The following is a 20,049-nucleotide window of genomic DNA, read 5'->3' on the forward strand; positions in this document are numbered from 1 at the left end:
GGACCGGACCGTTGGCTACCTACGAAGCTCTCCAGAGAAACGACCGGCAGATCGCCGTGTGGCTGCTGGCCTGTTGTGCCCTCGTCTTCGTCATTGTGGTCGTGGGTGGGCTGACGCGGTTGACGGGATCGGGCCTCTCGATGGTCGAGTGGAATCCGATCTTCGGCCTGTTTCCCCCCATGAGTGATGCCGAGTGGCAGGCCGTGTTTGAGCAGTACCGGACGTCCCCCGAGTATCTCCACGTCAACAGGGGCATGACGGTTGAAGAGTTCAAGGGCATCTACTGGCTGGAGTACATACACCGAATGATCGGGCGCGGTATCGGTCTGGCCTTCCTGCTGCCGATGCTTTACTTCTGGGTACGCGGCAAGATCGAGGCTTCCCTGCGTCCCAAGCTGGTGGCCATGTTCGTGCTGGGTGGCCTGCAGGGCGTGCTGGGCTGGTACATGGTCAAGAGTGGGTTGATCGATGTGCCCCAGGTGAGTCCCTACCGGCTCACCGCCCACCTGGGCCTGGCCGTGGTGATCTATGCCTACATGCTCTGGGTGGCCATGGATTTGCTGAGCCGGGGGCGGCCCACGGCCGCGCCCCCGCAAGGACAGTCACCCGTGCTGCGTCGCGTGGTGATGGTGGTCACGGGCTTTGCCTTCGTAACCATTCTGTCCGGCGGTTTCGTGGCGGGCACCAAGGCCGGGTACGCCTTCAGTACGTTCCCCCTGATGCAGGGCCAGTGGATTCCGGACGGGCTGTTCACGCAGGAGCCGCTGTGGAGGAACTTCTTCGAGAACATCCTCACCGTCCAGTTCACCCACCGGGTGCTGGCCATGGGCCTGTTGCTCGCGGTCTTCCTGATGTGGTTGCTGGCCTGGCGCCTTGAACCGCGCGGGGGAATGCGCCTCGGTTTTCACCTGGCGCTGGGAGCGGTTGTGGTGCAGGTGATCCTGGGCATCTCCACCTTGCTGATGTACGTTCCCATCTCACTGGCGTCCGCCCATCAGGCATGGGCGCTGGTGCTGTTCACCGTGTTGTTGGTGCTCGTGCACCGGTTGCGGCAGCCGGTGGCCGCGGCCCACGCCGAGGCCCGGGCGGCGGCATCCACCCGGCAGGTGGAGGCATCGGGGGCGTAACCCTCATCTCGACGCCCTCGCGCCAAACGGTGACGAGACAGGCGGGTGAGTGTCTTCAGCGGTCGTCCCGGCTGCTGCTCTCTTTTCCGGGTGCGGGCCGGTGGGGTTTGATCTGCCGCAGGACCCACCAGATCAGTACGGCCGCCAGGGTGACATTGAAGGCGATGCCGATGATCCAGAATGCACCCAACTCTTCCAGCACGCTCACAAGAGAACTCCCACGTTGATGAAGGCCGCGACGGTGTCACCCGTCCGGCGGGGCGTGCACGACGCTCCGCCTATGCGTATCGGGTGCTCAGTATACCCGCATACCTCACCGGGATCGTGGGAGCAGGCGAAGACGAGCCTGAACCGCGATCCCGGTTAGATATGTGGGTATACGCCGTTGTGGTGTAGGGTGAAGCGCAGACCTTCGGGAGGACGGTTATGGACCTGCTCACCTGGATCGCCATCTTGCTGTGCCTTTCCCAGTCGGCCATGTTGTCGGGGCTCAACCTGGGTCTGTTTTCCCTGGGCACACTGGAGCTGGAGGTGGAGGCCCGCAAGGGACACCCGGGAGCGCAGCGGGTGCTGGAGCTGCGCAGGGATGCGAACTTCGCCCTGGTGACCATCCTGTGGGGCAATGTCGGCGTCAACGTGTTGCTGGCGTTGCTTTCGGGTTCCGTACTGGGCGGCGTGGCGGCGTTTTTCTTCTCGACGGTGGTGATCACCGTATTCGCGGAGATCATTCCCCAGTCCTACTTCACGCGCCACGCCCTGCGAATGGCATCCGCGCTCGCGCCGCTGCTGCGCGCCTATCAGTATCTGCTGTACCCGGTGGCCAAACCGACGGCCCTGGTGCTGGACGCGTGGCTGGGTGGCGAAGGGATCCGCTATTTCCGTGAACGGGACCTGCGTCGGGTGATCCAGCTGCACATGGAGTCCGGCGAGAGTGACATCGCCCGGGTCGAAGGGCAGGGGGCGCTCAACTTTCTGGAGCTGGATGACGTGCCGTTGGCCGAGGAAGGCGAGCCGGTGGACCCTGAAAGCGTACTGGTCATGAATTTCGACGATGGCGGGCGGCCGCAGTTTCCACCCATACAGGCGAACGCCGGTGATCCGTTTCTGTGCGACGTGAACCGTTCCGGCAAGAGCTGGCTGGTGATCGTCGATCCGCAGGGAGAACCCCGGATGGTGCTCCGTGCGGAGGACTTCATCCGTGAGGCGCTGTTCGCACCGGAGCGCTTCAGCCCCTACCGGCACTGCCACCGGCCAATCATGGTCCGCGACGCCAGTACGAAACTGGGTGAGTTGCTGCCACGGTTCCGGGCCGGATCGGCCGGTCCCCACGACGATATCCTGGAGAACGACATTATCCTGCTCTGGGGGGAGCGGCCACGGGTGGTTACCGGCACGGACATCCTCGGCCGGCTGCTGCGCGGCATCGCCCGGGCCGCACCGGCTCACAGGCCGGCGGCTGCGGTGGGCGGGATGTGAGGTGGTCGCCCTGAATGGACAGGATGAACAGGATTTTTCAGGATTAACAAGTAAGGACAAGTAACAAGAACAAAAGGCTTTCAGACAGGATTAACATGATTTACATGATTGTTCTGAAGAGCTTTTAATCATGTCAATCATGTTAATCCTGTCTATTCCTTGTTCATTGTTCTTTCACCCTGTTAATCCTGAAAAATCCTGTTCATCCTGTCCATTGCCTTTTACTCACCGGCGCCCGTGGCCGCCTGCGCCGCAGCGCTTCGGTGAAGGCGCAGAATCCAGGGCAGGCAGATGAGCACACACAGCGCTTCCAGGCCGCCCACGACGAAGAACACCCCCGGGTACGGCGCCGCGCCTGCGGCCTGCAGACCGGTGAGCACCCCGACGCCCACTAGCGGGCCCAGCATGAAGCCCAGTGAACCGGCCAGGTGAAAACCGCCCATGGCGGTGGCGCGCTGGGCAGGGTCGGCCAGCCGGGCCACCAGCACCAGCGACGGTGCGAACATGAGCGCCGCCACCACGCCGCCCAGGGCCATCCACATCAGCACCATGTTGTCGGCGACCAGTCCGAGGCCGGCCAGCACACCGCCATAGAGCAGACTGCCCACGGCCATCATCAGGGCGGCATCCCAGCGATGGCACAAGAGGCCGGCGGGGTAAGTCAGTACGGCAAAGGGCAACAGGAAGGCGGCCATGACGATGCCGATGCGCGCGGCGTCGAAACCGAGCACGGTGGCGAAGTACAGCGAGACCGTTGAAATAATGAATCCCACGGTGAGCCGGTCCACGAAGGTGAACGCATAGGGCACCAATAGGGCGCGTCGTTCAAGCGTGAGATTCAGCAGCGAGCGCAGGTTGAGCGGTCGGCCGGTTGCGGGTGTGTCGCGCACGACCCGTGAGGCGGCGAGGGCCAGCATGATCATCAGAATGCCTCCCCACAGGAACACCCGTTCCGGCACCTCCGCGCCCAGTTGCCCGCCCAGCACGCTGCCGCTGGCCACGCCCAGGCTCATGGCGGCGCCCACCAGTCCCATGGCGCCCCCTTCGCGGCCCTTTCGGGCGGTGTCCGCGGCAAGCGTCATGGCGAGGCTCAAAGCAGTCATGTGCGCGCAGCCTTCGATGAAGCGCAGGCCCAGATACACCGGGTAGGGCCAGTGCCCCAGCATGAGCAGCAGGGCAAAGCCGTTGATGGCCAGGGCCGGTACGATCAAGGCCTTGCGCCTGCCCAGGCGGTCCGAGAGCAGGCCGGCCAGTACCGCAAAGATCAGTGCTCCGGCCATGTTGGCGGACATGAACAGGTGGCGGTCCAGATCCGACAGACCGGGATATCGGCCTTCGGTCAGCTGGTAGAGCAGCGGCACCATGGCGGTGACCGGCAGCATGAGCAGGTAGATGCCGAGCGCTAGGGGCCAGATCTTCATGGCAGGCGGAATTCCGCGCACAGTTGTGTGCACCGGTGTCCCGGTGGTGCAGTCGGGAGCCTTTTCACGGTCTCTTGCGTGCCAGGCTAAGCCCGTCGCCGATGGGCACGAGGCTCAGGTCGATGCGCGGATCGTCCCGCAACATGCGGTTGAACTCGCGGATGGCCAGCGTATCGGAATCCGTCACGGAAGGATCCGCGACGCTGCCGCCCCACAACGTGTTGTCCACCGCGATCAGTCCGCCCGGGCGCAGCAGCCGGAGGCACAGGTCGTAGTACGTGGCGTAGCCCGCCTTGTCCGCGTCGATGAAGGCGAAATCGAACCGACCCGACTCACCCTCGCTGACCAGGCGGTTCAGCGTGTCCTCGGCAGGCCCGAGTTCAAGCCGGATGCGGCTGTCAACGCCTGCCGCTTCCCAGAATCGCCGGGCCATGGCGGTCCATTCCTCGCTCAGATCGCAGGTGACCACCTCGCCATCCGCGGGCAGCGACAGCGCCATGGCCAGACTGCTGTATCCGGTGAAGGTACCGATCTCCAGGCAACGACGCGCCCCGCCAAGGCCGATGAGCAGTTGCATGAACTGGGCCTGTTCCGGAGCGATCTGCATGTTGGCCTGCGGCAGGGCTGCGGTCTCGTCGCGCAGTCGTTTCAGGAGGGGGTGTTCCCGCAGGGAGTATTCGAGCAGATAGGCGTGCAGGGCCTCTGTGAGCGGTGTGGTGCGCCTGGACATGGATGAATCCCGTTGATCGGTTTGCGAAGCATGCGGCCATGCGGGCAAGCTATGCTCAGGAGCAGTCCGGTACTCGGCAACTGCCTGATGCCGCAGCCCCTTTTCTGCGCCCCGGGCCGGGACATGTCAACCCGCCGGGCGCAGGTTCAACGGCCCCGGAGGACAGGACATGCCAAAGAAAGCCGACCTGCGCGAGAAGATCGTCGATGCGGCCGTGGCGCTGGCCGAGGAGCGGTCCTGGGAGGAAGTGCGCCTCTTTGACGTGGCGAAGGTTCTGGGCGTGGGACTCAACGACGTGCGCGCCCACTTCCGCGAAAAGGAGGACGTCATCGAGGGATGGTTCGACCGTGCCGACGCCGCGGTGCTGGACGCCAGCGCCGAACCCGGGTTCACGGAACTGCCGGCCCGTGTACGCCTTCACCGCCTGATCATGACCTGGCTGGAAGCGCTGGCCGGACACCGCCGCGTGACCCGGGAGATGATCTACGGCCGCTTCGAGCCCGGGCACGTGCACATGCAGGCACGTGGCCTGCTGCGCGTGAGCCGCACGGTGCAGTGGATCCGTGAGGGGGCCCGGCGTGACGCGGCCTTTCTCACCCGGGCATTGGAGGAGACGGTACTCACCAGCATCTACCTGGCGACCTTCTTTTACTGGATGAACGACGACTCCACCGACTCGGCGGCCACCCGGCGCCTGCTGGACCGCCTGCTGCGGGCGGCGGAATGGCTGCCGTCCTTCATGTTCGTGCCGGAGCGCACGGTGCACCACCTGGGTCCGGTCTCCGGGGAGGATACCGAGGAGGAAGTGCCAACGTCCGGTTCCTCTTCATCGGCCTCCTGACAGGAATTCGTGGACACCCTGACCCATGCCCTGAGCGGCGCGCTGCTGGCCCGCGCCGCCACGCCTGCACGTATTTCCCCCGGGGCGCCGGGTGTGCGGGGTCGTGTGCTGGCCGGTTTCGCCGGCGGCGCCTTTCCCGACATCGATTTCGTGATGCGGGGTGTGGATACGCTGTGGTATCTGAGCGTGGTGCACCAGGGGGCCACCCACTCGCTGGTGCTGCTGCCCCTGTGGGCGCTGCTGGTGGCCTGGGTGATCGGGCGCATCTCCGGGCTCGGCTGGCGCGGCTATTTCCTGCCGGCGGCGCTGGGTATCGGCATCCATATCGCCGGCGACGTCATTACTGCATACGGGACGATGCTGCTGTTTCCCTTCTCGGACTGGCGTGCGGCGCTTTCCTGGGTCTACGTCATCGACCCGTACTTCACTCTGATCATCGTGGCCGGCCTTGTGGCCGCCTGGCGCTGGCCCCGGCATGCGCGGGCGGGGTCGGCTGCCGCGCTGGTGGTTCTGGTGGCCTACGTGGGGATGCAGGGCATGGTGCACCACAGGGCGCAAGCGGTGGCAGAGGGCTTTGCAGAGTCCATGGGGCTTCCTGAGGCGGGGGCAGAGGCGCTTCCCCAGCCGTTCTCGCCGGCCCACTGGATGCTGGTGGTGAGCAACGACGATCTCTATTACAAGGCGTGGGTGCGTTTCCGTGACGGGCGGAGCCTGGCGGAACGGTTGCCGCTGCCGGACCCGTTCGACGAGATGTCCCGGCAATATGCACGGGAGCCCGTCTGGCATCGTGCACCGCGCTTCGGGCGGGAAGGGGAGGAATCGGAGTTTGCCCGGGTCGCGTGGGACCGTGACGAGTTCCGGCACTTCCGAAATTTTGCGCGCGTCCCGGTTCTGCACGAGGTGACTGAGGACAACAGGCATCTCTGCGCGTGGTTCCGGGATCTGCGTTTCACGCTGCCCGCCCTGACCCCGTCCTTCGTATTTGGCATGTGCTTCGACACGATGGACGGGACCTGGCACCGGGAACGGCGCCGCGGCGCCATGTGGCTGGACTGAAGAGCAGGAGCCATCAGCCGAATTCGCGCTCCAGCGCTTCGCGCCATTCCTCCACGAAACCTTCGATGGTCTCAACGAATTCCGGGTCCTGTTCGGGCCGGTTGATGGTGGCATGGACGGTCACGGCGTCCGGCTGCGGAGGATGTCCGGTGGTCAGTGACCAGGTGAGGGCGTTGGCGCAGTCGGTGAGCACGAAGCGCACGCCCCCGGTGACGGGGAGGCGCACGATGTCGAACTCGCCCCATACGGTCCAGGCGCGGGCATGGTCGTCGTCGTGCACGGTCACCAGACGTTCGATGGATGGAGAGAACTGCGGCAGCCGGTCCATCGTGATCCGCCGGAGGCCCTCCGCGTTCGTGTGGATCCGGGCGATTGCGAAGAATTCCATAGGTCGTTGTCATCCATCCGGCGCCCATGCGGGGCGCGGGTCGGGGTGAGGGGCGTAGGTTGGGGTGAGCGAAGCGAACCCCAACAGCCTGAAGCATGGGGGTTGCACTTTTCAGAGTGCGTCGCGCCCATCCTGATTTGTCATGATAATGCCGCAGCGATTTATTTCACCTCATACAGATGCACGTCCCGCTGCGGGTAGGGGATGTTGATGTTGTTGGCGTCGAATGCAGCCTTGATCTTCTCCAGCAGGTCGGCGCGCACCGGCCAGAAGTCACCGCTGTTGACCCACGGGCGCACCGCGATATTGACGCTGCTGTCGGCCAGATCGGCGAGCACCACGGCGGGTGCAGGGTCCTTGAGAATCCGCTCGTCGGCCTCGATGACCTCCATGATCAGGTCGCGGGCCCGGGCCAGGTCGTCCCCGTAGCCGATACCGAACACCAGGTCCACGCGGCGGGTGTCGCGGGCGGTGACGTTGACAATGATGCCGTCGCTGATGCGCCCGTTGGGTACCGTGATCTCCCGGTTGTCCGGGGTGCGCAGCACCGTCTGGAAGATGCGAATCTGCTCCACCACGCCAGCGGTACCTGCCGCCTCGATGAAGTCTCCCACCTTGAAGGGCTTGAACAGGATGATCATGACACCTGAGGCCAGATTGCCCAGGGAGCCCTGCATGGCCAGACCGATGGCCAGGCCAGCGGCACCGAGCACCGCGATCAGGGAGGTGGTGTGTACGCCGAGCTGATCCAGCGCCGCGATGATCACGAACACGGTGGCCAGGGCGCGAAGAATGGAGGCGAAGAAGCCGGTGAGCATGGGATCCATCCCCGTGCGCTGCATGAGCCGGTCGGCGATGCGGACCAGGTACTTCACCAGCCACAGACCGATGACCAGGATGGCCAGGGCCAGGGCGATGTTGACGGTCCAGGGCATCACGTACTCGTTGACGATCATGGCGGTATTAATGGTGTCCATTGGAGGCTCCCGGCGGGGTGAATGTAGACGTCTTATAACACCGATTCCGAAACACGTCGGACGATGTGTGGGCGCGTTTCGGGTCGGATCGGCCCGGGGTACAATCGGCGCCCATGAACAACGCAACCCATGACACCGTGCGCGCCGTGCAGTGGAGCGGCAATCACCTTCGACTGCTGGACCAGCGTCTTCTGCCCGCGGAGACCGTCTACCTGGATATCCGGGACGCTGGCGCAGTCGCCGAGGCCATCCGCGACATGGTGGTGCGTGGCGCACCGGCCATCGGCATCACGGCGGCCTACGGCGTGGTGCTGGCGGCCCGAGCCCTGCCCGCGGATACGGCCGACTGGCCGGCGGCTCTGGAACCGGACATGCAACGGCTGGCCGCCGCCAGGCCCACCGCGGTCAACCTGTTCTGGGCCCTGGCCCGGATGCGAGGCGTGCTCGAGGCGGGCGCAACGGATGTCCCGGCCGCGCTGGAGGAAGAAGCCCGCCGCATTCACGACGAGGATCTGGCAGCCAACCGACGCATGGGGGAACTCGGCGCCGCGCTGCTCGGTGGCAGCGACGCGGTGCTGACCCATTGCAATACGGGCTCACTGGCCACCGGCGGCTACGGCACGGCCCTGGGCGTCATTCGCAGCGCATTCGAAAACAATCGCATCAGCAGGGTCTATGCCGACGAGACCCGTCCCTGGCTGCAGGGGTCGCGGCTGACCGCCTGGGAACTGGTGCAGGACGGCATACCCGTGGACCTGGTCTGTGAGGGCGCCGCGGCCAGCCTCATGCGCCAGGGGCGGGTGTCCTGGGTGGTGGTCGGGGCCGACCGCATCGCCGCCAACGGCGACACCGCCAACAAGATAGGGACCTATGCTCTGGCCGTGCTGGCCCGCCATCACGGCGTGCGTTTCATGGTGGTGGCCCCCACCTCCACCATCGACATGGATACCCCCGACGGCGCCGGCATCCCCATCGAGGAACGCCCGCCCGCCGAGGTGCTCTCCCTGGCCGGCCACCCCGTGGCTGCCGACGGGGCAGGCGCCTGGAACCCCGCCTTCGACGTGACCCCCGCGGACCTGATCGACGCGATTGTCACGGAAAGGGGGGTGGTGGAGCGACCAGATCGGGGGAAGATGGAGACGCTGATGGGAAGGATGAAGGATGAAGGATGAAGGATGAAGGATGAAGGATGAGTGGGCGGCGTTGTCGGCATCATTCGCCTTCATTCATCCTTCAACCTTCCACCTTCATCCTTCAGAAAGGCTCTCAGGCGCTCGCAGAGCGCCTGAGAGCCTTTCTGAGCCCTTTTCTCAATCGACCCTGACCCCCCGGGCATGGTACAATTTTCGCTTTGCCAGCCTCCCCTGAGTGAGGGTTTTCCGCCGCATGGCCGAGTTCGCGAAAGAAGTCCTGCACGTCAATCTCGAAGACGAAATGCGCCAGTCCTACCTGGATTACGCCATGAGCGTGATCATCGGGCGGGCGCTGCCCGATGTCCGGGACGGACTCAAGCCGGTGCACCGCCGGGTCCTGTATGCCATGCAGGAGCTGGGTAACGACTGGAACAAGCCCTACAAGAAGTCGGCCCGTGTGGTGGGTGACGTGATCGGTAAGTACCACCCCCACGGCGATACCGCGGTCTACGACACCATCGTGCGCATGGCCCAGCCCTTTTCCATGCGCTACATGCTGGTGGACGGGCAGGGCAACTTCGGCTCCGTGGACGGCGACTCCCCGGCGGCCATGCGTTACACCGAGGTGCGCATGGCGAAGCTGGCGCACCAGCTGCTGGCGGACATCGACAAGGAGACGGTGGACTTCATCGAGAACTACGACGGCTCCGAACACGAGCCCTCGGTGTTCCCGACACGCCTGCCCAATCTGCTCATCAACGGCTCCGCGGGCATCGCCGTGGGCATGGCCACCAACATCCCGCCGCACAACCTGCGCGAGGTGCTGGACGCCTGCGTCGCCCTCATTGAAGACCCGTCCATCGGCATCGCGGGGCTTATGGAGTACCTCCCGGGGCCGGATTTCCCCACCGCCGGCATCATCAACGGCGCCACGGGCATCCACGAGGCCTACCACACGGGCCGCGGCCGCATCTACCTGCGGGCACGTTCGCACGTGGAGGAGGATGAGAAGACGGGGCGCCAGAGCATTGTGGTGACGGAGCTGCCCTATCAGGTGAACAAGGCCCGTCTGCTGGAGAAGATCGCCGAACTGGTCAAGGAGAAGAAGCTCGAGGGCATCAGCGAGCTGCGCGACGAGTCGGACAAGGACGGCATGCGCATGGTCATCGAGCTGCGCCGCGGCGAGGTCCCGGAGGTCATCCTCAACAACCTCTACCAGCACACCCAGATGCAGAACGTGTTCGGCATCAACATGGTGGCGCTGGTGGACGGGCAGCCGAGGCTGCTGGACCTGAAGCAGGTGCTGGAGGCCTTCCTGCGCCATCGGCGCGAGGTGGTCACGCGGCGCACCATCTTCGATCTGCGCAAGGCCCGCGAGCGGGCCCACGTGCTGGAAGGCCTGGCGGTCGCGCTGGCCAACATCGACGAGGTCATCGCGCTGATCAAGGCCTCCGCGAGCCCGGCCGAGGCCAAGGCCGGCCTGATTGAACGGGCCTGGAAGTCGGGTGTGGTGGAGGAGATGCTCCGCCGGGCCGGGGCCGCTGCCTCACGGCCCGAGGATCTGGACGATGCGTTCGGGCTGAAAGACGACGGCTACCACCTCTCGGAGGCCCAGGCCCAGGCCATCCTGGACCTGCGCCTGCACCGCCTCACCGGACTGGAGCAGGAGAAGGTGGTCTCCGAGTACAGGGAGTTGCTGGAGAAGATCGACGATCTGCTGGATATCCTCTCCAGCCCGGACCGGCTCATGCAGGTGATCCGTGAGGAATTGCTGGAGATGCGCGAGCAGTTCGGCGATGACCGGCGCACGGAGATCGTCGAGACGCGCCTGGACCTGACGCTGGAGGATCTCATCACCGAGGAGGACGTGGTGGTGACCCTCTCCCATGCCGGCTACGCCAAGTACCAGCCGGTGAGCGCCTACCGGGCCCAGAAGCGGGGCGGGCGGGGCAAGTCCGCCACCAGCTTCAAGGACGAGGATTTCATCGACCGTCTGGTGGTGTGCAGCACCCACGACACCATCCTGTGCTTCTCCAGCCGCGGCAAGGCCTACTGGCTCAAGGTGTACGAACTGCCCCAGGGCAGCCGCGCCGCCCGCGGCAAGCCCATCGTCAACCTCCTGCCGCTGGAGGAGGGCGAGCGCATCAACGCGATCCTGCCGGTACGCGAGTATCAGGAGGATCTCTACGTGTTCATGGCCACCAGCTCGGGCACGGTGAAAAAGACCTCGCTGGTGGATTTCTCCAGGCCGCGCAGCAGCGGAATCATCGCCGTCGATCTGCGCGAGGGCGATCAACTGGTGGACGTGGCCGTCACCGACGGCAGCCGCGACGTGATGCTGCTGACCTCCGCGGGCAAGGCCATTCGCTTCAGTGAGGACAACGTGCGCCCCATGGGCCGCACGGCCTGCGGTGTGCGCGGCGTGCGTCTGGGCGAGGGACAACGGGTGATCTCACTGATCATCGTTGACGAGGGCAACGTCCTCATCGCCACCGAGAACGGCTACGGCAAGCGTACGCCGCCCGAGGATTTCCCGGTGCACAACCGGGGTGGCCAGGGCGTGATCGCAATCCAGACCGGCGGGCGCAACGGCGCGGTGGTGGGCGCGACGCTGGTGGGTGACGAAGACGAGGTGATGCTGATCACCAACGGCGGCACCCTGGTGCGCACCCCCGTGGATGATATCTCCGTGCTGGGCCGCAACACCCAGGGCGTGCGCCTGATCCGGCTTTCCGATGATGAGCTGCTGGTGGAACTGGCGCGGGTGGCCGGCCTCAACGGCGAGGACGATGAGGAAGGCGACGCGCCCGCTGAAGAAGAAGCGTGATCCGCGCTGACGGCGGGTTGGCCCGGACGTTTCGCCACGGCGCGCGCCAACCTGCAATGACCGGACGGACCCGAAAGCATTCGGATAAACATCTAGAGAACACCAACCAGAGGTCCCCATGACACGCGTTTTCAATTTCAGTGCAGGTCCCGCTATGTTGCCCGAGCCGGTGCTCGAACGGGCCCGGGAGGAGATGCTGGACTGGAACGGAACCGGCATGTCCGTCATGGAGATGAGCCACCGGGGCAAGGCGTTCATGTCCATTGCCGAGGAGGCTGAGCGCGATCTGCGCGCCCTGCTGAGCATCCCGGACAACTATCGGGTGCTGTTCCTCCAGGGGGGCGCATCGGCCCAGTTCGCCATGGTGCCCATGAACCTGCTGCGTGGGAAAACGCGTGCCGACTATATCAACACGGGTGCCTGGTCCAAGAAGGCCATCGCCGAGGGGCGCAGGTTCGCGGACGTGAATGTGGCCGCGACCGGGGAGGCCGACGGTTTCAACTCGATTCCGGTCTTTGACACCTGGCAGCTGAGCGGTGACGCGGCCTATGTGCATTACACGCCCAACGAGACCATCGGCGGGGTGGAGTTTCACTGGATCCCGCGGACGGGCGACACGCCCCTGGTGGCGGACATGTCCTCCACGATCCTGTCACGTCCGGTGGACGTGTCCCGCTACGGTGTCATCTACGCCGGGGCGCAGAAGAACATCGGCCCGGCCGGTCTGACCATCGTCATCGTGCGCGAGGACCTGATCGGCGATGCCACCGAAGGCACGCCCACGATGTTCGACTACAGGACGCATGCCGAGAACGGCTCCATGTACAACACGCCGCCCACATACGGATGGTATCTGGCGGGCCTGGTGTTCAAGTGGCTGCTGGACCTGGGCGGGCTCGCGGCCATGGCGGAGATCAACCGGCGCAAGGCCGAGAAGCTCTACGCCGCCATCGATGCCTCGGACTTTTACACCAACCCGGTCGCGATCGAGAGCCGCTCCTGGATGAACGTGCCCTTCACCCTGGCGAAGCCGGAGCTGGACGGGGAGTTTCTCAAGGAGGCCGAATCCATGGGTCTGACCAACCTCAAGGGCCACCGCTCCGTGGGCGGCATGCGCGCAAGCATCTACAACGCCATGCCCGAGGCGGGCGTGAGCGCCCTGGTTGATTTCATGACGGACTTCGAACAACGCAAGGGCTGAATGATGGTTTAGCCACAGAGGTCACANNTGTGACCTCTGTGGCTAAACGTCCTTTGTGGCCTCTGTGGCAAGAGAGAAGAAAAGAATTGTTCTCGCAAAGACGCGAAGCACGCCAAGAGATCATTACTGTTAAAATCACTCTTTCGTCTTGGCGCACTTGGCGTCTTTGCGAGAGACATCTGCCTTTTGTTGGCAAAAGGTATTTCAAGGCATACCCCACATGTACAAGATACTTACGCTGAACAATATTTCCGTTAAGGGGCTGGACTGCTTTCCGCGGGATCACTACGAGATCTCTTCGGAGATGTCGCATCCGGATGCGATTCTCGTGCGCTCCCACAACATGCGCGACATGAAGATTCCGGACGAGGTGAAGGCCATCGGCCGCGCCGGTGCCGGGGTCAACAATATCCCGGTGGAGGAGATGAGCGAGCGCGGCGTCGCCGTGTTCAATGCCCCGGGCGCCAATGCCAACGCGGTCAAGGAGCTGGTGGTGGCGGGCATGCTCATCGCCGCGCGCAACCTGTTCGGCGCCTACGATTACACCCGTACCCTGGATACCGCATCGCCGGATCTTGAGCGGCACGTGGAGGCGGGCAAGAAGAAGTTCGTGGGGTTCGAGCTGCCCGGACGTGTGCTGGGTGTGATCGGCCTCGGAGCCATCGGGGTTCAGGTGGCCAACGCGGCGCGGGCACTCGGAATGCACGTGATCGGCTACGATCCGAAGATCACGGTGCACAGGGCCTGGCAGCTCTCGTCCGACGTGCAGCACGCGGCCACCGTGGACGAACTGCTGAGCAAGGCCGATTTCCTGACCTTCCACGTGCCCCTGGTGGAAGCAACCCGGAGCATGATCAACGCCGACCGGCTGCAGCGCATGAAGCCCGGGGCGGTCATTCTCAACTTCGCACGCGCCGGTATCGTTGACGATGAAGCGGCCTGCGTGGCGCTGGACGAGGGGCGCCTGCATGCGTACGTGTCGGATTTTCCGAGCCCGCAACTGATGGCGCACCCGAGGGTCGTCGTGCTCCCCCATCTGGGTGCCTCGACCCGCGAGGCGGAGGAGAATTGTGCCGTCATCGTGGCCGAGGAGTTGCGCGAGTACCTGGAGAACGGCAACGTGCGCAACTCTGTCAACCTGCCCGACCTGTTCCTGCCCCGGGCGGGAGATCACCGCGTGACGGTGGTCAATCGCAACCTGCCGGACATGGTTGGCCAGATGTCCCATATCCTGGGCAAGGCGAACCTCAACATCGTGCACATGGTCAACGAGTCCCGGGGCGCCATCGCCTACAGCATCATGGACGTGGAGGGCGAGATCACCGAAGATGCAGCCAGGGAGCTGGACGCCATCGACGGCGTACTGCGAGTGCGGGTGCTGTAAAGACTCATGAGCGAACGGGATCCACTGGAGACGATCCGGGCGCGCATCGATGCCCTGGACGACGAACTGCTGAAACTGATCAGCGAGCGTGCCCGTTGTGCCCAGGAGGTGGCCCAGATCAAGCGGGCGCAGGATCCGGACGCGGAGTTTTATCGGCCTGACCGCGAGGCGCGCATCCTGCGCCGGGTCCAGGACAACAATCCCGGCCCTCTGGATTCCGAGGAGGTCGCGCGGCTGTTCCGGGAGATCATGTCCGCGTGCCTGGCGCTGGAGGAGCCGCTCAAGGTGGCCTTCCTGGGGCCCGAAGGGACGTTCACCCAGGCGGCCGCGGTGAAGCATTTCGGTCATTCCGTCACCACCGTGCCCCTGGGCGCCATCGACGAGATCTTTCGCGAGGTGGAGTCGGGCGCGGCCCACTACGGCGTGGTGCCGGTGGAGAATTCCACCGAAGGCGTCGTGACACACACCCTGGACCGCTTCATGCAGTCCCCCCTGCACATCTGCGGTGAGGTGGAGCTGCGCATTCACCATCACCTGCTGGCGGCGGAGCATCTCACCCGGGACCAGATCCGGCGTGTCTATTCGCACCAGCAGTCGCTGGCCCAGTGCAGGGAATGGCTGGACGCAAACCTCCCCCAGGCGGAACGTATTGCCGTCAGCAGCAACGCGGCGGCGGCGAAACGGATACAGGAAGAGAAGGGCACATCGGCCGCCATCGCCAGCCAGGCGGCTGCCGAGCGTTACGGGCTGCAGACGGTCAGTGCCAACATCGAGGACATGCCCGACAACACCACCCGTTTTCTGGTGATCGGCCCGCGCTCCAGCGCCCCGTCCGGCCGGGACAAGACCTCGTTGCTGCTATCGACCGGAAACAAGCCGGGCGCGTTGTTCCGATTGATTGAGCCCTTCGCCCGCGCCGACGTGAGCATGACGCGTATCGAGTCCCGGCCGTCCCACTGCGTCAACTGGGAGTATGTGTTCTTCATCGACGTGGAGGGCCATTCGCAGGACACCAAGGTGCGCAAGGCCCTGGCGGCGCTGGAGAAGGAAGCCGAACTGGTCAAGATCCTCGGCTCCTATCCGCGGGCAGTGCTTTGAGGGCGGTCAGTTGTCAGTGGTCAGTGGTCAGTTGTCAGTTGTCACTGGCCCGCTCTCGTGATCTGCTCCTCTACAACTGACCACTGACAACTGACAACGGACCAAACCCATGAGTTGTGATTATCGAGCCCTGGCGTTGGCCGGTGTGCGGGATCTGACCCCTTACCAGCCGGGCAAGCCCATCGAGGAGCTGGAACGGGAGCTGGGCATCCGGGAGAGCATCAAGCTGGCCTCCAACGAGAACCCGCTCGGTCCGAGCCCCCATGCCCTGGAAGCGTTGCGGGGGCACCTGGGCGGCATCTCGCTGTATCCCGACGGCAACGGTTTTGCCCTCAAGCGTCGCCTGGGCGAGTTGCTCGACGTGGATCCGGCATGCATCACTTTGGGCAATGGCTCCAACGAAATCCTGGAACTGGTTGCGCGGGCGTATCTCGAGCCCGGGCGCAATGCCGTATTCAGCGCCCATGCCTTCGCGGTGTACCCCATCGTCGTTCAGGCAGTCGGTGCCGACGCAAGGGTGGCGCCCGCCAATCCGGCCGACCACGCGATGCCCTACGGTCACGACCTGGACGCCATGGCGTCGCGCATCGACGCCGATACGCGGGTGGTGTTCGTGGCCAATCCGAACAATCCCACCGGGACCTGGCTGGACGAGGCCGCGGTGCACGGGTTCCTGAAGCGCGTGCCGGACGAAACGCTGGTGGTCATGGATGAGGCCTATTTCGAGTACGTGCAGGCGGACGGCTATCCGGATGCGACCCGCTGGCTGAAGGCGTTTCCCAACCTGCTGGTGACGCGGACCTTCTCCAAGATTCACGGCCTCGCGGGCCTGCGCATCGGCTATGGCGTGTCCGGCGAGGCGGTGGCGGACATCCTCAACCGGGTGCGCCAGCCCTTCAATACCAACAGCCTGGCGCAGGCCGGCGCCCTGGCGGCCCTGGATGACGGCGACCACGTGACGGAGAGTGTGCGCATCAACACACTGGGGCTGGCGCAACTGACGGCGGCCTGCCGCGAGCGCGGGCTGGGCTACATTCCCTCGGTGGGCAACTTTCTCTCCATCGACGTGGGCCGCGAGGCAGGGCCCGTGTATCAGGCGCTGCTGCGCGAGGGCGTGATCGTGCGGCCCGTGGGCGGCTACGGTCTGCCGAATCACCTGCGCGTGACCGTCGGTCGGGAGCAAGAGAACAGGCGTTTCATTGACGCGCTGGACCGGGTTCTGCGGGGATGATCCGCAGGCTCTGCATCTTCGGTGTGGGTCTGATCGGTGGTTCCCTGGCGCTGGCGCTGCGGCGCAGCGGATTCTGCCAGTCCGTGGTGGGCTGCTCACGCTCCGAACAGCACCTGGCGCTGGCGGTGGAGAAAGGCGTGATCGACACCTACTGCCTGGATGCGGCGGAGGCCGTGCAGGACGCGGACGTGGTGCTCCTGTCGGTGCCCCTGGGTGCCATGGGTCCGGTATGCACCAGCATCCGCGAGGCCATCCGGGAGGATGCGGTGCTCACCGACGTGGGCAGCGCCAAGGCCAGTGTGGTGCATGCCGTGAGCGCGGCCTTCGGAGGCGCGCCCGCGGGTTTCGTTCCGGGTCATCCCATTGCGGGCACGGAGCGGAGCGGCGTGGAAGCTGCCTTTCCGGAACTGTTCGAGGGCCGGCGCGTGATCCTGACGCCCCTGGAGAGCACCGCCGCGGAGGCGCTGGAGACGGTGCGCGCCATGTGGCAGGCGACGGGTGCGGAGGTGGAGGAGATGTCCGTGGCCCATCATGACGAGGTGCTGGCGGCCACCAGCCATCTGCCTCACCTGCTGGCCTTCGGCCTGGTGGACAGCCTGGCGCGCATGGGTGAGCGCGAGGAGATCTTCCGTTACGCGGCCGGGGGCTTTCGGGATTTCACCCGTATCGCCTCAAGCGATCCGGTCATGTGGCGCGACATCTGCCTGGCCAACAGCGAGGCCATCCTCAAGGTGATGAAACACTACCGCGAGGATCTGGACGCCATCACCGAGGCCGTCAAACACGGCGACGGCGACACCCTGCTGGCCATCTTCCGCCGCGCCAAGTCCGCCCGCGACAGGTTCTGTGATTGAACGGGTTTGGCGGATTATCGCGGAGGGCGCAGAGACGCAGAGGACGCAAAGAAATGCTTTTTTGACAGGATTAACAGGATTCACAAGATTAATAATAAACAGTGCAATCTCGTGGTCATCCCTGTCATGAAAATCATGTAAATCCTGTTAATCCTGTCAGGAGTTTTTGAATTCCAGTTTGCGTCCTCTGCGTCTCTGCGCCCTCCGCGTTAATACCCTAATAAGAAACCACTCACCCAAACAAGAAATCAACGCATGTCATCAGGAGAAGAAATCGCATTCCACGTCGACCCAGGCGGAAAACTTAACGGTCGGATCCGCGTGCCGGGGGACAAGTCTATTTCCCACCGGGCTGTCATGCTCGGGTCGCTGGCGGAGGGGGTCACGGAGGTGACCGGGTTCCTCAACGGCGAGGACTGCATGGCCACGCTGGCGGCATTCCGGGCGATGGGGGTGGAGATCGACGGGCCCGAGGACGGGCGGCTGACCGTCCACGGGGTCGGGCTGCACGGCCTCAAGGCGCCCGCCCAGGCTCTGGATCTGGGCAATTCAGGCACGTCCATGCGCCTGATGGCGGGGCTGCTGGCCGGCCAGTCCTTCGACACCACGCTGGTCGGTGATGCCTCGCTGACGCGGCGCCCCATGCGCCGGGTCACCGAACCGCTGGCTGCCATGGGGGCCCGGATCGACACCGCCGAGTCGGGTACACCGCCGCTTCGCATCCACGGCGGACAGCCGCTTCGGGGCATGGCGTACGCGATGCCGGTGGCCAGCGCCCAGGTGAAATCCAGCCTGTTGCTGGCGGGTTTGTATGCCGACGGCACCACCTGCATCACCGAACCGGCGCCCACCCGGGATCACACGGAGCGCATGCTGACAGGGTTCGGCTACCCGGTGACGCGCACCGACGATACGGTCTGCCTCCAGGGCGGTGGACGGCTCAGGGCGACACGCATCGATGTGCCCGCGGACATCTCCTCGGCGGCGTTCTTTCTGGTGGGTGCCTGCATTGCCCCGGGTTCGGACGTGGTGCTGGAGCATGTGGGCATGAATCCCACGCGCGTAGGCATGATCGACATCCTGCGCCTCATGGGCGCGGACATTCGTGTGGAGAACCCGCGTGAGGCCGGCGGCGAGCCCGTGGCCGACCTGCGGATCAGCAGTGGCGTGCTGCGCGGGGTGCGCATTCCCGAGGAACTGGTACCGCTCGCCATCGATGAGTTTCCGGCTATCTTCATTGCCGCCGCCTGTGCCGAGGGCGAGACCGTGCTCACCGGGGCGGAGGAACTGCGCGTCAAGGAAAGCGATCGCATCCAGGTCATGGCCGACGGGCTCGTGGCCTGCGGCATCGACGCCCGGCCGACGCCCGACGGCATGCGCATCCGGGGAGGACATCTGCGGGGAGCCACGGTGGACAGCCACGGCGACCATCGCATCGCCATGAGCTTTGCCATGGCGGCCCTTCGCTCGGACGGGGCGATGCGCATACGCAACTGCGCCAACGTGAACACATCGTTCCCCGGGTTCGTGGAGCTGGCGGCCGGCGCGGGACTCGGTATCCGCCAGGAGGCGCAGTCATGACGGCGCCGGTGATCACCGTGGACGGGCCCAGCGGCTCCGGCAAGGGCACGGTCAGCCGGCTGGTGGCCGAGCGCCTCGGCTGGCACTGGCTGGACAGCGGCGCGTTGTACCGTCTGGTGGCGCTGGCGGCCCTGCGCCGCGGTACGGACCCTGCCGACGTGCAGGCACTGGCGACGCTGGCACGCAATCTCGATGTCCGGTTTGAGGTGGATGATTCCGGGGATCCGGTCATCCTGCTGGACGGCGAGCGGGTGGGGGGCGAACTGCGTACCGAACAGACTGGTGACGCGGCCTCACGGGTGGCTGCGCACCAGGCCGTGCGCGACGCTCTGCTGGAGCGCCAGCGGGCCTTTTGCCGGCCGCCGGGGCTGGTTGCGGACGGCCGGGACATGGGCACCGTGGTGTTCGCCCAGGCGCCGCTCAAGGTGTTTCTGACCGCCAGTTGCGAAGAACGCGCGAAACGCCGATATAAGCAGTTGAAAGAACAAGGACTTAGTGCTAATCTTCACGCCCTTTCGGAGGAGCTCGCCGAACGCGACCGCCGGGACGCCGAGCGGCGCGTTGCGCCGTTGAAGCCGGCCGATGATGCCGTGGTGGTGGATTCCACTCAAATGGACATCGACGCGGTGCTCGAACAGGTGTTGCGGCTTGCCCGTGAAAGAGGTTTAACCAGCTGAGGCCGGGGCAGGACTGCCCGGGTCCCGATATTCATCAACCAACCGGC

General features: G+C 65.1%; 18 protein-coding genes. 13 read left to right on the top strand and 5 right to left on the bottom strand.

Going from position 1 to position 20,049, the window contains the following annotated elements; translation table 11 throughout:
* The first annotated feature begins 11 nt into the window (after positions 1-11).
* Positions 12-1,127 (top strand): COX15/CtaA family protein, encoded by a 1,116-nt coding sequence (locus B1C78_RS07025; RefSeq protein ID WP_077278450.1) that lies wholly within the window; start codon positions 12-14, stop codon positions 1,125-1,127.
* A gap of 55 nt (positions 1,128-1,182) precedes the next feature.
* Here the strand turns inward: B1C78_RS07025 and B1C78_RS17605 are convergent, their stop codons facing one another.
* Positions 1,183-1,335 (bottom strand): hypothetical protein, encoded by a 153-nt coding sequence (locus tag B1C78_RS17605; protein ID WP_175628253.1) that lies wholly within the window; start codon positions 1,333-1,335, stop codon positions 1,183-1,185.
* 218 nt (positions 1,336-1,553) lie between these two features.
* On the opposite strand from B1C78_RS17605, the gene B1C78_RS07030 reads away from it, so the two are divergent.
* Entirely contained in the window at positions 1,554-2,603 is a 1,050-nt protein-coding gene (locus tag B1C78_RS07030) for a DUF21 domain-containing protein (RefSeq protein WP_077278451.1), read from the top strand.
* A 221-nt stretch (positions 2,604-2,824) separates the two neighbouring features.
* Here B1C78_RS07030 and B1C78_RS07035 read toward each other — a convergent pair whose 3' ends face one another.
* A complete protein-coding gene (locus B1C78_RS07035) occupies positions 2,825-4,024 on the bottom strand; it encodes an MFS transporter (RefSeq protein WP_077278452.1) in 1,200 nt (399 codons plus the stop codon).
* Positions 4,025-4,088: 64 nt separating this feature from the next.
* Positions 4,089-4,754: a class I SAM-dependent methyltransferase gene (locus tag B1C78_RS07040; RefSeq protein WP_077278453.1), complete on the bottom strand. Its 666-nt coding sequence runs from the start codon at positions 4,752-4,754 to the stop codon at positions 4,089-4,091.
* A 169-nt stretch (positions 4,755-4,923) separates the two neighbouring features.
* On the opposite strand from B1C78_RS07040, the gene B1C78_RS07045 reads away from it, so the two are divergent.
* On the top strand, positions 4,924-5,595 hold the full coding sequence (locus B1C78_RS07045; RefSeq protein ID WP_077278454.1) for a TetR/AcrR family transcriptional regulator: 672 nt from the start codon (positions 4,924-4,926) through the stop codon (positions 5,593-5,595).
* A 9-nt stretch (positions 5,596-5,604) separates the two neighbouring features.
* Positions 5,605-6,651 (top strand): metal-dependent hydrolase, encoded by a 1,047-nt coding sequence (locus B1C78_RS07050; RefSeq protein WP_077278455.1) that lies wholly within the window; start codon positions 5,605-5,607, stop codon positions 6,649-6,651.
* Positions 6,652-6,664: 13 nt separating this feature from the next.
* Here the strand turns inward: B1C78_RS07050 and B1C78_RS07055 are convergent, their stop codons facing one another.
* Positions 6,665-7,039 (bottom strand): TolB-like translocation protein, encoded by a 375-nt coding sequence (locus B1C78_RS07055; protein WP_077278456.1) that lies wholly within the window; start codon positions 7,037-7,039, stop codon positions 6,665-6,667.
* Positions 7,040-7,200: 161 nt separating this feature from the next.
* Entirely contained in the window at positions 7,201-8,016 is an 816-nt protein-coding gene (locus B1C78_RS07060) for a mechanosensitive ion channel family protein (RefSeq protein WP_077278457.1), read from the bottom strand.
* A 113-nt stretch (positions 8,017-8,129) separates the two neighbouring features.
* Here B1C78_RS07060 and mtnA point away from each other — a divergent pair, with 113 nt between their 5' ends.
* The 9 genes from mtnA (at position 8,130) to cmk (ending at position 20,002) form a co-directional block, all read left to right on the top strand.
* Positions 8,130-9,188, top strand: a complete 1,059-nt coding sequence (mtnA, locus tag B1C78_RS07065) for an S-methyl-5-thioribose-1-phosphate isomerase (RefSeq protein ID WP_077278458.1) — start codon at positions 8,130-8,132, stop codon at positions 9,186-9,188.
* Between the two features lie 214 nt (positions 9,189-9,402).
* A complete protein-coding gene (gene gyrA, locus B1C78_RS07070) occupies positions 9,403-11,976 on the top strand; it encodes a DNA gyrase subunit A (protein WP_077278459.1) in 2,574 nt (857 codons plus the stop codon).
* 118 nt (positions 11,977-12,094) lie between these two features.
* Positions 12,095-13,177, top strand: a complete 1,083-nt coding sequence (gene serC, locus B1C78_RS07075; protein WP_077278460.1) for a 3-phosphoserine/phosphohydroxythreonine transaminase — start codon at positions 12,095-12,097, stop codon at positions 13,175-13,177.
* Positions 13,178-13,397: 220 nt separating this feature from the next.
* Positions 13,398-14,561 (top strand): phosphoglycerate dehydrogenase, encoded by a 1,164-nt coding sequence (locus tag B1C78_RS07080; protein WP_077278461.1) that lies wholly within the window; start codon positions 13,398-13,400, stop codon positions 14,559-14,561.
* A 6-nt stretch (positions 14,562-14,567) separates the two neighbouring features.
* Positions 14,568-15,659: a prephenate dehydratase gene (pheA, locus tag B1C78_RS07085; protein ID WP_077278462.1), complete on the top strand. Its 1,092-nt coding sequence runs from the start codon at positions 14,568-14,570 to the stop codon at positions 15,657-15,659.
* Positions 15,660-15,768: 109 nt separating this feature from the next.
* Positions 15,769-16,890: a histidinol-phosphate transaminase gene (gene hisC, locus B1C78_RS07090; protein ID WP_077278463.1), complete on the top strand. Its 1,122-nt coding sequence runs from the start codon at positions 15,769-15,771 to the stop codon at positions 16,888-16,890.
* Positions 16,887-17,744 (top strand): prephenate dehydrogenase, encoded by an 858-nt coding sequence (locus B1C78_RS07095; RefSeq protein ID WP_077278464.1) that lies wholly within the window; start codon positions 16,887-16,889, stop codon positions 17,742-17,744. The genes hisC and B1C78_RS07095 overlap by 4 nt, the downstream gene beginning before the upstream one ends.
* A gap of 255 nt (positions 17,745-17,999) precedes the next feature.
* The gene (gene aroA / locus B1C78_RS07100; protein ID WP_077278465.1) at positions 18,000-19,325 is read left to right on the top strand and encodes a 3-phosphoshikimate 1-carboxyvinyltransferase; all 1,326 of its coding nucleotides are present in this window, start codon (positions 18,000-18,002) and stop codon (positions 19,323-19,325) included.
* Positions 19,322-20,002 carry a (d)CMP kinase gene (gene cmk / locus B1C78_RS07105; protein ID WP_077278466.1) on the top strand — a complete coding sequence of 227 codons (681 nt, stop codon included), beginning with the start codon at positions 19,322-19,324 and terminating at the stop codon, positions 20,000-20,002. The genes aroA and cmk overlap by 4 nt, the downstream gene beginning before the upstream one ends.
* Positions 20,003-20,049: the final 47 nt, after the last annotated feature.

The sequence above is a fragment of the Thioalkalivibrio denitrificans genome (assembly GCF_002000365.1).
Lineage (GTDB): Bacteria > Pseudomonadota > Gammaproteobacteria > Ectothiorhodospirales > Ectothiorhodospiraceae > Thioalkalivibrio_A > Thioalkalivibrio_A denitrificans.

Bases quoted from the DNA above. Each gene is read 5' to 3' on its own strand.
- serC (WP_077278460.1), top strand. From the start codon at position 12,095: ATGACACGCGTTTTCAATTTCAGTGCAGGTCCCGCTATGTTGCCCGAG.
- B1C78_RS07060 (WP_077278457.1), bottom strand. From the start codon at position 8,016: ATGGACACCATTAATACCGCCATGATCGTCAACGAGTACGTGATGCCC.
- hisC (WP_077278463.1), top strand. From the start codon at position 15,769: ATGAGTTGTGATTATCGAGCCCTGGCGTTGGCCGGTGTGCGGGATCTG.
- B1C78_RS07045 (WP_077278454.1), top strand. From the start codon at position 4,924: ATGCCAAAGAAAGCCGACCTGCGCGAGAAGATCGTCGATGCGGCCGTG.
- B1C78_RS07040 (WP_077278453.1), bottom strand. From the start codon at position 4,754: ATGTCCAGGCGCACCACACCGCTCACAGAGGCCCTGCACGCCTATCTG.
- B1C78_RS07035 (WP_077278452.1), bottom strand. From the start codon at position 4,024: ATGAAGATCTGGCCCCTAGCGCTCGGCATCTACCTGCTCATGCTGCCG.
- aroA (WP_077278465.1), top strand. From the start codon at position 18,000: ATGTCATCAGGAGAAGAAATCGCATTCCACGTCGACCCAGGCGGAAAA.
- mtnA (WP_077278458.1), top strand. From the start codon at position 8,130: ATGAACAACGCAACCCATGACACCGTGCGCGCCGTGCAGTGGAGCGGC.
- cmk (WP_077278466.1), top strand. From the start codon at position 19,322: ATGACGGCGCCGGTGATCACCGTGGACGGGCCCAGCGGCTCCGGCAAG.
- B1C78_RS07095 (WP_077278464.1), top strand. From the start codon at position 16,887: ATGATCCGCAGGCTCTGCATCTTCGGTGTGGGTCTGATCGGTGGTTCC.
- pheA (WP_077278462.1), top strand. From the start codon at position 14,568: ATGAGCGAACGGGATCCACTGGAGACGATCCGGGCGCGCATCGATGCC.
- B1C78_RS07080 (WP_077278461.1), top strand. From the start codon at position 13,398: ATGTACAAGATACTTACGCTGAACAATATTTCCGTTAAGGGGCTGGAC.
- B1C78_RS07030 (WP_077278451.1), top strand. From the start codon at position 1,554: ATGGACCTGCTCACCTGGATCGCCATCTTGCTGTGCCTTTCCCAGTCG.
- gyrA (WP_077278459.1), top strand. From the start codon at position 9,403: ATGGCCGAGTTCGCGAAAGAAGTCCTGCACGTCAATCTCGAAGACGAA.
- B1C78_RS07055 (WP_077278456.1), bottom strand. From the start codon at position 7,039: ATGGAATTCTTCGCAATCGCCCGGATCCACACGAACGCGGAGGGCCTC.